Genomic DNA, 13,450 nt, shown 5'->3' with positions numbered 1-13,450 from the left:
AGCAATGATGCTGCCCGCCTTGGCCGGCCGCAGGCAGTGGCGCTTTGACGATGACCGAAACGCTCGAACGCTCCATCAAGGACATCATGCAGCCAGAGCCGCTGGCGGCCCTGTTTGCCGGCGAGCATTCCTGGTGGGCTCAAAAGCTGATGCTCTCCAGTGATCTTGATGACGGGACGCCGTTACGGACCTTCTTTGCCGATGGCAGCTTCAACGCGGCGATCGATCGCTATACCGCCGCCTCGGGCGGCGCAGACCGCCGCGCGGTCGTCTCCATGTGGTCGCTCTACTATTTCTCCGGCCTGACGATCCCTTATCTGATCGCCCGGCAGCTGCGCCGCCGGTTGCTGCCGGTTTCCTTCGACGAAATGACGATTGCTGTCGGCGAGGATGGCCTACCGCGGGCCTTCGGGGTGCCGCATGCGGGATGGGAGGATCGCAATCCTTCTACCGACTCCTTCGAGGCCGTGGATCCGCTCTTGGAGACCCATCTCTTCAAGGCCGTCGACCTCCTGAAGCAGAACGGCATTTCCGCAAAACTCTGCTGGAACAATGCGGCCGTCTATATCGACTACGCGCTGCGCCTGACCGAGGCGGATGGCGCCGAGCCCTGCCGGTCCGACTTGCCGCTATTCGTGCGCGGCTGCCTGCCGAATGGCGGGGTCAATCCGTTTTCGGGCAGTGTTAAACAGGTCGAGGACGAAGGCGAGTATATCGCCCGCCGCAAGCTCTGCTGCCTGCGCTACATGCTGCCCGGCATCCCGAGCTGCGGCAAGTTCTGCGCGCTCCCGGAAAAGCGCAAGCAATAGGCCTTAGGCGGCGGCCCAAGCGCCATCTTCACCCCAAAATACCGATAAAAGAAAACGGCCGGGATCGCTCCCGGCCGTGGATTTCAGCACCAAGTGGCGCACTATTCGTTGATCAGGCGCTTCAGCAGCTCGATCTCGTGGGACAGCTTGGTGTCCTCGGAAATCAGCTCTTCGATCTTGCGCACGGCGTGCAACACGGTGGTGTGGTCGCGCCCGCCGAAGCGGCGGCCGATTTCCGGGAAGGAGCGCGGCGTCAGCGTCTTCGAGAGATACATGGCGATCTGGCGCGGCTTGACGATGACGCGCGTGCGGCGGTTCGAGACCAGCTCCTGACGCGAGACATTGTAGTGGCGCGCGACGATGCGCTGGATGTCCTCGATGCGAACGCGGCGGGGCTCGCCGGAGCCGACGAGATGGGCCAGAAGCTCATCCACGCGCTCGATCGACAGGTTCGGCTCGAAGGAGCGGCGGAAGATCAGCTGGTTGAATGCGCCTTCCAGTTCGCGGCCGCTGGCCGTGACATTGCGGGCGACATGCGACATCAGCTCGGCCGGAATTTCCAGCGACGGATCTTCGACACGGGCAACGGCCAGACGGCGCTTGAGGATTTCGAGACGCATCTCGTAATCCGGGCCGTCGAGCTCGATCGCAACGCCACCCTGCAGACGCGAGCGGACGCGCGGGTCGAGCGATTCCAGCTCCCAGGGAGCGCGGTCGGCAGCGACCACGACCTGCTTGGCACTGTCGAGCAGCATGTTGAGCAGGTGGCAGAACTCGTGCTGGATCATCTTGCCCTGCAGGAACTGCATGTCGTCGATGATCAGGAGGTCGATGTTGCGCAGCGAGTCCTTCAGCGTCAGGGCATCATTGTCGCGGATCGCGGTTGCGAAACGCCACATGAAGTATTCAGCCGTCAGATAGACGACGCGCAGCGAGCGCGGGTTCTGCACGGCGGCATTGGCGATCGCCTGCAGCAGGTGCGTCTTGCCGAGGCCGACCGTCGAGTGAACGAAGAGCGGGTTGAAGCGCACAGCGCCCTGGCCAGCTTCTGCGATCGTCTTGGCAGCTGCGAGAGCAACGCGGTTGGAGCTGCCTTCGACGAAGGTGTCGAAGGTGAAGCGGGAGTCGAGCGGCGAGCCGAAGAGCGGCTGGCCGGTACCGGTCGTTGCCGGGCGGGCTGCGGCTGCAGCGGCGACCGTCTGCTGAACCGACTGACCTGCCGGCTGCATGCTGGTCGAGCGGCGCATCGGCGCCACCTGGGTCACGAGCTCTTGGGTAGCCGCATTGTCCATAGGCTTGGCGCCAGGACGAGCCGCCGTCCGGACGAGGATTTCGACCTTCAGGATATCAGCGTTTTCCTGCTGGAAGAGGCTGGTGATCAGATCGATGTAACGGTTGTTGATCCAGGACTTCAGAAAGGTCGTCGGCACCGTGAGGCGAACGACGCTCTTGGAAACCGAATGAAGCTTCAGGCCCTGGAACCAGCTTGCAAAAACGTCGGGGCCAACCTGGGCCTTCAGACGGGCGCTAACGCGATCAAAAAGTACGCCATGTTTCATGTCTCCCTTTTCCCCCGCCGCATCAAGGCAAGTAGAGTCAAACGCCGGTGCCTTGTCCCCATTCTCAAGAGCACCCGCCGCCATAGAATTCATCTGCATCATGCCGCCTTCCAATTTCATTTCACCGGGCGGTCATCCGAAAAACGGCCGCCCGATTAATTTTCCCCGTTAGGCAGGCTGGCGTCCCCTCATGAGCCGCAGGCTTGCCGGTTCACTCAATACAGATGTCCCAGCCCAAAAAGACCGGCGCAAAAACCCGTGGCGGAAACCGCCATCATGGGGCCTCCGTCATGCTGTTTCCTCGCCGTGCTGGCTGGCGGCCCTCGTTTGCCCGCTAACCAACCGGAACACAAAAGTAGTTTCCCCATCCCCTTCGGTTTCGCCTCAGGCGTGTAACCGTCGAGAGCACAAAAGATACCCGTTCCGAGACCAGCCACGGCCGCGGTGCAAATAGCTCAAGTGCTTGAAAAAACGGAGAGATAGACTGCTCCGCGACAAAAGGCACAAAAACCCATCGCCCTGCCGGTGTGGCAGTTTAGACTGTCCCCTTGCAGGTGATGTCCGCGCCCTTTGCTGGAAGTCATTTAGGCAGGATCGATGGCGCCTTGCAACGATGAATTTTACGCAAAATTAAGAGGGAGCCATTGACTCCGGGCGCCGGTTTAGGGCGTCACGCTGATGTCAAAAAAGAATCGCAGAAGAATCAATGAGATTCCCAAAGTGGGTATTTTCGACACGCTATGAAAGAAAAAAAATAAAAATCCGCTTGACTCATTTCGCCCCCCTTCCGGGAGGGCGAGAGTCGCGCATTCTGGAAAGAACCTTGCGCAACTATTTGATTTTCAATGCATATTAGTGTCATTCCCCTGACACGAAATCGTCGCCGAATTAACCATTCAAGGGGCAGATCGCGGAATCGAAAAAGCCCGGTAAAATTACCGGGCTAATCATAACGAGCAGTTCGTTAATGAAATGTTATGCGCTTGCCGAAGCCGACAGCGTCTTCACACGGGCAGCAAGACGCGAGATCTTGCGGGATGCCGTGTTGGCGTGCAGGACGCCCTTGCTTGCTGCGCGGGCCAGTTCCGGCTGCGCTGCGATGAAGGCTGCCTTAGCCTTGGCCGCATCACCAGATGCGAGTGCCTCTTCGACCTGGCGAACGAAAGTACGAACGCGCGAGCGACGAGCCTTATTGACGTCGGTACGGCGGGCGATCTTGCGGGTCGCTTTTTTCGCCGAAGTTGTATTGGCCATGGATGCCTCTCTCAAGAATTCGAACAAACTCCGTCATTACCGCGGGCCCTGCGGCCACAAATTCAGCAATGCGGGAGCATTATCGGGAAAGACCAGAATGGCTTCCCGAACCGTGGACGGGCGTATAACCCTAAAGCCGGGCCGCGTCAACGCGCATTTTCAAGGAAAAGCCGCCTTTCTCCATGAATCCGGCTCAGCGGTGTTTGAAGTCCGGTTTGCGCTTTTCGATGAAGGCAGACATGCCTTCCTTCTGGTCTTCCGTGGCAAACAGGCTGTGGAACAGACGGCGCTCGAAACGCAGCCCTTCCTCCAGCGTTCCCTCGAAAGCGCGGTTGACGGCTTCCTTGGCCATCAGCACCGAGGGGCGCGACAGCGAGGCAATCTTGGCCGCCGCTTCCAGCGCCTCGTCAAGCAGCCGCTCGGGCGCCACCACACGCGAAACGAGTCCCGCGCGCTCGGCTTCGGCCGCATCCATCATGCGGCCGGTGAGCACCATGTCCATCGCCTTCGACTTGCCGACGGCACGCGTCAGCCGCTGCGAGCCGCCCATGCCGGGGATGACGCCGAGGGTGATCTCGGGCTGGCCGAACTTGGCGGTGTCAGAAGCAATGATGAAATCGCACATCATGGCGAGCTCGCAGCCGCCGCCGAGCGCAAAGCCGCTGACGGCAGCGATGACGGGCTTGCGGGCGCGCCAGATCTCTTCCCAGCCGCTGATGAATTCCGACTTATATATATCGGCGAAATTCAGCGGCTGCATTTCCTTGATATCGGCACCGGCGGCAAAGGCGCGCTCGGAGCCGGTCAGAACGATGGCACCGATCGCCTCGTCGGCGTGAAAGTCCGCATAGGCCCGCTTCAGATCGGCCAGAACGGTGGAATTCAGCGCGTTCAGCGCCTGCGGCCGGTTCAGCGTGATGAGGCCGACATTGCCACGGGTTTCGACGATCAGGGTTTCATAGGCCATGCGTTCCTCCTCACTTCTGGCAGACGGGGCAATAGAATGTCGAGCGGCCCGCCTGCACGATGCGCGAAACCGTACCGCCACAGCCGGGCGTGCGGCAAGGGTCACCTTCACGGTCATAGACGGAGAAGGAATGCTGGAAATAGCCGAGCGAGCCATCCGTCTGGATATGGTCGCGCAATGACGAGCCGCCGGCCTTGATGGCGTCCGCAATCACATCGCGGATCGATGAGACGAGGAGGTTCAGCGCTTCCTTCGGCTTTCCGGTTTTCGTCACCAGCGTGCCGGCAGCATTGGTCGGCATCAGATGCGAGCGCCAGAGGGCTTCGCACACATAGATATTGCCGAGGCCGGCGATATTCTTCTGATCGAGAAGCGCCCCCTTCAGCGGCTGCGCCTTGCCCGCGAAACGCTCCGCGAGATAGGCAGCACTGAGCTCGTTGCCCGTCGGTTCCGGGCCGAGGCCGAAGAGGAAGGGGTTGTTCTGCAGCTCGGTGCGTTCGGCAATATCCATGAAGCCGAAACGGCGGGGGTCATTATAGATGACGCGCCGCGGCCCTTCGCTGCCTTCCAAGTGAAAGATCGCGTGGTCGTGCTTCTCATCCTTGGACCGCTCGTGATGAAATTCTCCGGGCGTCGTCTTCTGCCTGCCTTCCTCTATGCGGAAGGAGCCGGACATGCCGAGATGGGAGATGATGGTCTTGCCGCTGTCGAGATCGATCAGCAGGTATTTCGCCCGCCGCCCGAGCGAGACGATGGTGCGCCCGTTGACATCGTCCTCGAAATTCTCGGGAAAGGGGAAGCGCAGATTGCCGCGGCGAAGCTCCAGCCGCTCGATGCGCGTGCCCTCCATCGCGGGGGTCAGGCCGCGCCTGACGGTTTCGACTTCTGGCAATTCCGGCATCGTTACCCATCTGTAGCTAAACGTGTTTCAACCGCGGATGATGTGCGCTATAGCGCCAGAAGGCCGCGGCTTTTGATCCGCGCATACAGATAGCGTCCAAAGCATCGCTTCGCTATGGTCGCCGCACCGATTTCGAGTAACGGAGTTGTCCGATGTCAGATAGCCGCACTTCCGCCGATGGCGGCATGGAAACGTCCTACGGTTTCCGCGAGGTGCAGAACGGCGAAAAGCAAGGCCTCGTCAACGAGGTCTTCCATAAGGTCGCCAAGCGCTACGACATCATGAACGACGTCATGTCGGCTGGCATGCACCGGGTCTGGAAGGACGCGATGATCGCGTCGCTGAACCCGCGCAAGGAAGCGGGATACAAGGTGCTCGACGTTGCCGGCGGCACGGGCGATATCGCCTTCCGCATTGTCGAAGCCTCCAACCGTCTCGCCCATGCCACCGTGCTCGACATCAACGGTTCGATGCTCGGCGTCGGCGCCGAGCGGGCCGCCAAGAAGAAGCTCTCGGACAATCTGACCTTCGTCGAGGCCAATGCCGAGGACCTGCCTTTCGAGGCGAACAGCTTCGACGCCTATACGATCGCCTTCGGCATCCGCAACGTGCCGCGCATCGATGTGGCGCTTTCGGAGGCCTATCGCGTGCTGAAGCGCGGCGGGCGGCTTCTGGTGCTTGAGTTCTCAGAGGTCGAGCTGCCGGTTCTGGACAAGGTCTATGATGCCTGGTCGTTCAACGCGATCCCGAAATTCGGCAAGGCGATCACCGGCGATGCCGAGCCCTATCAGTATCTCGTGGAGTCGATCCGCAAGTTCCCGAACCAGGAAAATTTCGCGGCAATGATCCGCGAGGCGGGCTTCTCGCGGGTTTCCTATACCAATTATACCGGCGGCATCGCTGCGCTGCATTCCGGCTGGAAATTATAGAATAGATGAGTGCTTTCGGCGCATATTTCCGGCTTTGGCGCGTCGGCTGGGTGCTCGTGCGCGAGGGGGTCGTCTCGGCCCTCCCGTCTGAAGGGCTGCCGCCCGTGGTGGCGCTTGCCAAATCCTCCGTGACGATCTTCGAGCGCAGCAAGGCAAAGCGCCAGAAGCGTAGCGACCGCCTGGCGCGTGCGGTCGAGCGTCTCGGTCCGTCCTACGTGAAGATCGGCCAGTTCCTGGCGACGCGTCCTGACGTCGTCGGCGTCGATTTCGCCAACGACCTGTCGCAGCTGCAGGACCGGATGACCTTTTTCCCGATTGCGGCGGCAAAGGCCAATATCGAGGGCTCGCTCGGGCGTCCCGTCGAGGAGCTCTACGCGAGCTTCGGCGATCCGATCGCGGCAGCCTCGATCGCCCAGGTTCATCCGGCGGAAGTCGATGGCAGCGAAGGCCGCAAAAAGGTGGCCGTCAAGGTCGTGCGCCCCGGCGTGCGCCAGCGTTTCGGCCATGACATCGAGGCGATGTATCTCGTCGCCCATCTGCAGGAGCGCTTCATGCCCTCCAGCCGCCGGCTGCAGCCGGTGGAGGTGACGAAGACGCTGGAGCAGACGACCAAGGTGGAGATGGATCTCCGTCTTGAGGCGGCTGCTCTTTCCGAGATCGCCGAGAATACCGAGAAGGATCCGGGGTTCCGCGTCCCCAAGGTCGATTGGGAGCGCACCGGGCGCGACGTCATCACCATGGAGTGGATCGACGGCGTGAAGATGTCGGATGTCGAGGGGCTGCTCGCCGCCGGCCACGACCTCAACGCGCTCGCCGACACGCTGATCCAGTCGTTCCTGCGCCATACGCTGCGCGACGGCTTCTTCCATGCCGACATGCATCCCGGCAATCTGTTCGTCGATGCCGACGGCATGATCGTCGCCGTCGACATGGGCATCGTCGGGCGGCTCGGAAAGAAGGAACGCCGCTTCCTCGCTGAGATTCTCTACGGCTTCATCACTCGCGATTACATCCGCGTGGCCGAAGTACATTTCGAAGCCGGTTATGTGCCCGGACATCACAATGTCGAGAGCTTCGCCCAGGCGATCCGGGCGATCGGCGAGCCGATCCACGGTCAGCCGGCTGAGACGATCTCCATGGGCAAGCTGCTGACGCTGCTTTTCGAAGTCACCGAACTTTTCGACATGCAGACGCGCCCAGAGCTCGTCATGCTGCAGAAGACCATGGTCGTGGTCGAAGGCGTGTCGCGCATGCTCAATCCGCGCTTCAACATGTGGAAGGCGTCCGAACCCGTCGTCGGCGAATGGATCCGCAACAATCTCGGACCGAAGCGCATCGTTACCGACCTCAAGGACGGGCTGAGGGCCGCCGTGAAGCTCGCTGAAGCGGTCCCGGAAATCGCGGCGAAGACGGAAAAATTCCATCACCAGCTCCTCCATATGAGCGAGCATGGACTGCGTTTCGACGAGCAGACGGCAGAGGCGATCGGCAAATCCGAGGCGCGTCATAACCGTTCTGCCCGCATCGCCCTCTGGATTATTGCGCTGACGCTTCTCTATATTGCCTGGACGCTGAGCTGACCTCAGGCATAAAGCAACATGCTGTGTTCGGCATTTGGGATATCCCATGATGCGAGACGCTCGCTTAGTCTCGCCTTCAAGGAGACCAGCAGATGAAGCATGAACGCCCCGGCATCGAACTATCCGGCCAACCCCTCGGCTTTGCCGAAATGGTGAGGATCGGGTCGGGCAAGGTGGCGCTTTCGGCTTCGGCAGCAGGTCTGGCGCGCGTCGAGCACGCACGCTCGATCGTCGAGGATGCGATTGCTTCTGGCGTTCCCGTCTACGGCTCGACGACAGGTGTCGGCGCCATGAAGGATGTCGAGTGGTCGAATGACGAGCTCGAAGCCTTCAATCTCGGCCTCGTGCGCGCCCACCACTTCGGCACCGGCACACCCTTTTCCTGCGCCGTCGTGCGCAACGCGATGGCGATCCGCATCAATACGGCGCTGACCGGCCAGGTCGGCTGCACGCCGGAACTCATCGAAGCCTATATGCGGCTGCTGGATGCCGATCTTATTCCGCTGGTGCGCCGCACGGGATCGATCGGCTGCGCCGATATCGGCCTGATGGGGCAGATCGGCGCCGTGCTGACCGGCGTCGGCGAGGCCGTCTATCGCGGCAAGCGCATGCAGGCGGCCGAGGCCTTCCAGGCCGCCGGTCTCGAACCTATCAAGATGGCGCCACGCGACAGCCTGGCATCGCTCAGCGTCAATGCCGTGAGCTTTGCGGCTGCCGGTGAGGCGACGCGCAATGCCGCCGCCTCGATCCGCGTGTTGCTGGCGACCGGCATGATGGCCTCTGGCGCGCTTGGTGCTTCGCGCGATCCGTGGAAGGCCGTGCGTCATGTCGGCACCGCCCGCGAAGCGCTGATCGGCTCATGGCTCTGCAATGCGTCGGAAGCCTGGAACTGGCCGGTTGCCACGCATGTTCAGGATCCTCTCAGCCTGCGCATGGTCGCCCAGGTCTTCGGCGCCGTGATCGAGAACCTGCTGTCAACAGGCCACAAGATTCTCGCCGCCACCGGCCGCTCTGACGACAATCCTGTCGTCGTTGAGGGCCGCGTCATGACCTCCGGTGGTTCTCTGCCGCTCGACGTGACGATCCTGCTCGAATCCGCCGCGCTCTGCATGGCGCATGCGGCGCGCAATGCCTTCAATCGTTGCGTCATTCTCGGCAACGGCCAGCGCCGCGATCTGCCGGTCAATCTCGTTCCGCCCGGCCGCATCGCAACCGGCTTCGGCCCTATCATCAAGCTCGCCGGCGAAATCTTCTCGCGCGTGCTATCGATGTCCAATCCTGTTTCGGCGCAGTCACTGGTGGTCGCCGCCGGCCTTGAGGACGAGGCAGCCTTCCTGCCGCTGGTCATCGAGCGTTTCGAGCGCCAGATGCGGGCGCTTCGGCGCCTTGCGGCGCTGGAAGCCCTGCTTTCCGCGCAGGCAATCGACATTCTCGGCGACGAGCCGCAGGGCGTTGCAAAGATGATCTACGATCTCGTGCGCAGCCATGCCGCCTTCTACACCATCGACCGGCCGCTCTCCGCTGAAGTCGAGGCGATCGAGGAAGAGCTCGGCTCCGACGCCTTCATCTCGAAGCTGATCGGCGAAGTGCCGATCGCATCCTTCGACGATTTCTTCGCCCTCGGCTCGCTGGAGCGTATCGAGGAACGGCTCGCAAGCGAACCGATGGTTCTCTGACAACAAAAGCATCTGGAGGCGCCGCATGGCTGATTTCGATCTCGTTCTGCAAGGGACTGTCGTCCTGCCCGAGCGCATTCTGGAACAGGGCTATGTCGCCGTGCGCGACGGCAAGATCGCCGAAGTCGGCACCGGTGTGCCGCCCGCGGCCAAGGAGCGCCACCTGCTTGGCAAGGCGCTGATCCTGCCCGGCGCGATCGACGCCCAGACGCATTCGCTCTCGCAGAAGGACCAGGAAGATTTCCTCTGGTCGACCCGTTCGGCGGCGGCCGGTGGCGTCACGACGATCGTCGACATGCCCTACGACGAAGGCAATCTCGTCTGCTCCGCCGCGGCGGTGAAGAAGAAGGTGGATCACGCGAGCCCGCAGGCCCGCGTCGATTTCGCGCTCTACGGCACCGTCGATCCCGAGGAAGGTGCTGCCCGTATCCGCGAGATGGTGGATGCCGGTGTTGCCGCTTTCAAGTTCTCGACCTTCGGCACGGATGCCAAGCGCTTCCCGCGTATTCCCCCTGCCCTGCTCGACGAATGCCTCGCCGCGATCGCGCCGACCGGCCTGACAGCTGGCGTGCACAACGAGGATGACGAGGCGGTGCGGACCTATATGGAAAAGGTCAAGGCGAGCGGCATTACCGACTGGCGCGCCCACGGCCTTTCGCGTCCGCCGATCACCGAGCTGCTTGCCATGCACACGATCTTCGAGACCGGCGCCAATACCGGCTGCCCGTCGCATGTCGTGCATTGCTCGCTCGGCCGCGGCTATGACATTGCGCGCGCCTACCGCCGCGATGGCTTCGAGGCGACCGTCGAGTGCTGCATCCACTATCTGACACTGGACGAGGAAAACGACGTCAAGCGCCTGGGCGGCAAGGCCAAGATCAATCCGCCGATCCGTCCGCGCGCCGAAGTCGAGACGCTGTGGCGCAAGGTGGCCGAAGGCAATGTCTGGCTGGTCTCGACCGACCACGTCAGCTGGTCGGAAAACCGCAAGACCAATCCCGATATGCTCGCCAATTCCTCCGGCGTGCCCGGACTGGAAGCCATGGTGCCGCTTTTCGTGAAAGGCGCGCTGGAGCGCGGCGTTTCGCTGACCTGGGCCGCGAAGCTGATGGCCGAGAACCCTGCGAAGCATTTCCGTCTCGACCATATCAAGGGCGCGCTCACGCCCGGCAAGGATGCCGATATCGTCGTGCTGGAGCCGCGCGAGATGGTCTATGATGCGGCCGCGAGCGGCAACAACATCGTCGGCTGGAGCCCCTATAATGGCATCCGCTTGCCCTGGACCGTTTCCGCAGCCTATCTGCGCGGCGAAAAGATAACCGATGGCGCCAAGGTGCTTTCCGAGCCCGGCAACGGCAAGTTCGTCCGGCCCCTGCCCCGCCATGTCATTGCTGGAGAAGCCGCATGAGCCGCAACCTGCCCGTCAACGCCGGACGTATCGCCGAAGATATCGATGCCCTGGCAAAGATCACCGAGCCCGATCATCCCTGGACGCGCCGCGCCTTCTCGCCGCTCTTTCTGGAGGGACGCGCCTATATCGAAGCGCGGATGAAGGCCGCTGGGCTCGAGACGCGGATGGACGCCGCCGGCAACCTGATCGGCCGCCGCGCTGGCGCCAAGCCGGGTCTCGGCACGATCATGGTCGGCTCGCATTCCGATACCGTGCCTGACGGCGGCCGCTTCGACGGCATCGCGGGAACGATCACGGCGCTCGAAGTGGCGCGCTCGCTGAAGGACCAGAACATCCAGCTCGATCATGATCTCGAGATCATCGACTTCCTGGCCGAAGAAGTCAGCATTTTCGGTGTCTCCTGCATCGGCAGCCGCGGCATGACCGGCCAGATCCCCGAAGCATGGCTTTCGCGCACCAACGGCGACCGCACGCTCGCCGACGGCATCACCGAAGTCGGCGGCGATCCGGCAACGCTGCTCTCCCAGAGCCGTCCTGATCTGAAGGGCTTCCTCGAACTTCACATCGAGCAGGGGCCGATCCTGGAAAACGAAAAGAAGGATGTCGGCATCGTCACTGCGATCGCCGGGATTACCCGCATCGAAATCACCGTCGAGGGCCGCGCCGATCACGCCGGGACGACGCCGATGGATGGCCGCGCCGATGCGCTGGTCGCCGCGTCGCAGCTGGTGCTCGACATTCGCGAAGCCGCCGCCCAGAGGGCCAAGACACCCGGCCATTTTGCCGCGACCGTCGGCGAATTCCGCATCGAGCCGAATGCGGCCAATGTCGTTCCGTCGAAGGTCGTGCTGCTGATCGACGGGCGCGCCGAAATCCGCGGCGACATGGAAGCCTTCTGCGAGTGGCTGGATGCCCATGTCATCAAGCTGGCGATCGCCCAGGGCGTGACGATCAAGTCGCCGAACCGCGTTTCCGACAATTATCCGACGCCCGGCGACCCGCGCCTTCTGAAGATTCTAGAGCAGGCCTGCGATGCCGTCGGCGCCAAGCATCGCCGCATGGCATCGGGCGCCGGTCACGATACCGCCTGGGTCGCCAAGGTGGCGCCCGCGGCTATGATCTTCGTGCCCTGCAAGGAAGGCCGCAGCCACTGCGCCGACGAATGGGCCGAGAATGACGACATCGCGCTCGGCGCCGCCGTTCTGTTCGAGGCGGTGCGCGACATGGACAAGAGCTTGAATGAGGAGAAGGCCTGATGGGACGCATACTCGTTGAGAAAGACGTCGAGGCTGCGGTCAAGGGCGGGTCCGTCTATGCGGCTGGCGGTGGCGGCTGGGCCGATCACGGCCGGATGCTCGGCTATGCCGCCGTCAATGTCGGCAAGCCGGAACTCGTCTCGATCGACGAATTGAAGGACGACGACTGGATCGCGACTGCCGCGGCGATCGGCGCGCCGGCCTCCACCACGCCCTGGGAAATGCAGGGCATCGACTACGTCAAGGCCGTGCAGCTGCTGCAGGACGAGCTTGGCGAAAAACTGTCGGGCCTGATCATCGGCCAGAACGGCAAGTCATCGACGCTGAACGGCTGGCTGCCCTCGGCCATTCTCGGCACCAAGGTCGTCGATGCCGTCGGCGATATCCGCGCGCATCCAACCGGCGACATGGGCTCGATCGGCATGGCGGGATCGCCGGAGCAGATGATTCAGACGGCCGTCGGCGGCAACCGCGCCGAAAACCGCTATATCGAGCTCGTCGTGAAGGGCGCGACGGCGAAGATTTCGCCGATCCTGCGGGCTGCGTCGGATCAGTCCGGCGGCTTCATTGCAAGCTGCCGCAATCCGCTGCGGGCTTCCTATGTGCGCAAGAATGCGGCGCTCGGAGGCATCTCGATGGCGCTGGCGCTTGGCGAGGCGATCATCGCGGCCGAGAAGAAGGGCGGCTCCGCCGTCATCGATGCGATCTGCAAGACAACCGGCGGCCATATCCTGACCGAGGGCATCATCACTAGGAAGGATGTCGTCTACACGAAGGAAGCCTTCGATATCGGCACCGTCTCCGTCGGCGCCGGCGACAATGCGGTGACGCTGCATGTGATGAACGAATACATGGCGGTGGACGATGCAGACGGGAAGCGCGTCGCGACCTTCCCGTCGGTCATCACCACGCTGTCGCCGGATGGGGAACCACTCTCTGTCAGCCAGCTGCAGACGGGCATGCATATCTTCATCCTGCATGTGCCGATGGATATCATTCCGCTCTCGGCAAGCGTTCTCGACCCGACCGTCTACCCACCGGTGGAAAAGGCCATGGGCATCGAGATGGCCCGGTATGCGCTGGGGGCGCGGGCTTGAGCTGAGCATCC

The 13,450-nt window shown here is 62.5% G+C and carries 11 protein-coding genes; 7 read left to right on the top strand and 4 right to left on the bottom strand.

Annotation, left to right across the window (positions count from 1 at the left end; all coding sequences use genetic code 11):
* Positions 1–50: 50 nt before the first annotated feature.
* Complete coding sequence (fhuF, locus tag ACEN84_RS10745; RefSeq protein ID WP_413710848.1) at positions 51–809, top strand: siderophore-iron reductase FhuF; 759 nt, start codon at positions 51–53, stop codon at positions 807–809.
* A 101-nt stretch (positions 810–910) separates the two neighbouring features.
* Here fhuF and dnaA read toward each other — a convergent pair whose 3' ends face one another.
* The 4 genes from dnaA to mutM all read right to left on the bottom strand — a co-directional run bounded on the left by dnaA (position 911) and on the right by mutM (position 5,490).
* Entirely contained in the window at positions 911–2,467 is a 1,557-nt protein-coding gene (dnaA, locus tag ACEN84_RS10740) for a chromosomal replication initiator protein DnaA (protein WP_413711292.1), read from the bottom strand.
* Positions 2,468–3,343: 876 nt separating this feature from the next.
* The gene (gene rpsT, locus ACEN84_RS10735) at positions 3,344–3,622 is read right to left on the bottom strand and encodes a 30S ribosomal protein S20 (RefSeq protein WP_112713777.1); all 279 of its coding nucleotides are present in this window, start codon (positions 3,620–3,622) and stop codon (positions 3,344–3,346) included.
* Positions 3,623–3,815: 193 nt separating this feature from the next.
* Entirely contained in the window at positions 3,816–4,589 is a 774-nt protein-coding gene (locus ACEN84_RS10730; RefSeq protein ID WP_413710847.1) for an enoyl-CoA hydratase, read from the bottom strand.
* A gap of 10 nt (positions 4,590–4,599) precedes the next feature.
* Positions 4,600–5,490: a bifunctional DNA-formamidopyrimidine glycosylase/DNA-(apurinic or apyrimidinic site) lyase gene (gene mutM / locus ACEN84_RS10725; RefSeq protein ID WP_413710846.1), complete on the bottom strand. Its 891-nt coding sequence runs from the start codon at positions 5,488–5,490 to the stop codon at positions 4,600–4,602.
* Between the two features lie 152 nt (positions 5,491–5,642).
* On the opposite strand from mutM, the gene ubiE reads away from it, so the two are divergent.
* From ubiE to ACEN84_RS10695, 6 genes are all read left to right on the top strand, one after another.
* Positions 5,643–6,419, top strand: coding sequence for a bifunctional demethylmenaquinone methyltransferase/2-methoxy-6-polyprenyl-1,4-benzoquinol methylase UbiE (gene ubiE / locus ACEN84_RS10720; RefSeq protein ID WP_130279222.1), 777 nt, complete (start codon positions 5,643–5,645; stop codon positions 6,417–6,419).
* Between the two features lie 5 nt (positions 6,420–6,424).
* Positions 6,425–7,999: a 2-polyprenylphenol 6-hydroxylase gene (ubiB, locus tag ACEN84_RS10715; protein ID WP_413710845.1), complete on the top strand. Its 1,575-nt coding sequence runs from the start codon at positions 6,425–6,427 to the stop codon at positions 7,997–7,999.
* A 92-nt stretch (positions 8,000–8,091) separates the two neighbouring features.
* Positions 8,092–9,675, top strand: a complete 1,584-nt coding sequence (locus tag ACEN84_RS10710; RefSeq protein ID WP_413710844.1) for an aromatic amino acid lyase — start codon at positions 8,092–8,094, stop codon at positions 9,673–9,675.
* Positions 9,676–9,700: 25 nt separating this feature from the next.
* Positions 9,701–11,083 (top strand): dihydroorotase, encoded by a 1,383-nt coding sequence (locus tag ACEN84_RS10705; RefSeq protein ID WP_413710843.1) that lies wholly within the window; start codon positions 9,701–9,703, stop codon positions 11,081–11,083.
* Positions 11,080–12,342, top strand: coding sequence for a Zn-dependent hydrolase (locus tag ACEN84_RS10700; RefSeq protein ID WP_413710842.1), 1,263 nt, complete (start codon positions 11,080–11,082; stop codon positions 12,340–12,342). The genes ACEN84_RS10705 and ACEN84_RS10700 overlap by 4 nt, the downstream gene beginning before the upstream one ends.
* Positions 12,342–13,439 (top strand): DUF917 domain-containing protein, encoded by a 1,098-nt coding sequence (locus ACEN84_RS10695; RefSeq protein WP_413710841.1) that lies wholly within the window; start codon positions 12,342–12,344, stop codon positions 13,437–13,439. Before ACEN84_RS10700 ends, ACEN84_RS10695 begins: the two co-directional genes overlap by 1 nt.
* Positions 13,440–13,450 lie beyond the last annotated feature (11 nt).

Origin of the sequence: Rhizobium sp. Rhizsp82 (genome assembly GCF_047325115.1) — a bacterium.
GTDB lineage: Bacteria > Pseudomonadota > Alphaproteobacteria > Rhizobiales > Rhizobiaceae > Rhizobium.
Note: the sequence above shows the minus strand (reverse complement) of the source record. Positions and strands in the feature narration are given on the sequence as shown.

Excerpts from the sequence above, each read along its gene's own strand:
- ACEN84_RS10705 (WP_413710843.1), top strand. The coding sequence starts at position 9,701 with ATGGCTGATTTCGATCTCGTTCTGCAAGGGACTGTCGTCCTGCCCGAG.
- rpsT (WP_112713777.1), bottom strand. The coding sequence starts at position 3,622 with ATGGCCAATACAACTTCGGCGAAAAAAGCGACCCGCAAGATCGCCCGC.
- mutM (WP_413710846.1), bottom strand. The coding sequence starts at position 5,490 with ATGCCGGAATTGCCAGAAGTCGAAACCGTCAGGCGCGGCCTGACCCCC.
- ACEN84_RS10695 (WP_413710841.1), top strand. The coding sequence starts at position 12,342 with ATGGGACGCATACTCGTTGAGAAAGACGTCGAGGCTGCGGTCAAGGGC.
- fhuF (WP_413710848.1), top strand. The coding sequence starts at position 51 with ATGACCGAAACGCTCGAACGCTCCATCAAGGACATCATGCAGCCAGAG.
- ACEN84_RS10710 (WP_413710844.1), top strand. The coding sequence starts at position 8,092 with ATGAAGCATGAACGCCCCGGCATCGAACTATCCGGCCAACCCCTCGGC.
- dnaA (WP_413711292.1), bottom strand. The coding sequence starts at position 2,467 with ATGCAGATGAATTCTATGGCGGCGGGTGCTCTTGAGAATGGGGACAAG.
- ubiB (WP_413710845.1), top strand. The coding sequence starts at position 6,425 with ATGAGTGCTTTCGGCGCATATTTCCGGCTTTGGCGCGTCGGCTGGGTG.
- ubiE (WP_130279222.1), top strand. The coding sequence starts at position 5,643 with ATGTCAGATAGCCGCACTTCCGCCGATGGCGGCATGGAAACGTCCTAC.
- ACEN84_RS10700 (WP_413710842.1), top strand. The coding sequence starts at position 11,080 with ATGAGCCGCAACCTGCCCGTCAACGCCGGACGTATCGCCGAAGATATC.
- ACEN84_RS10730 (WP_413710847.1), bottom strand. The coding sequence starts at position 4,589 with ATGGCCTATGAAACCCTGATCGTCGAAACCCGTGGCAATGTCGGCCTC.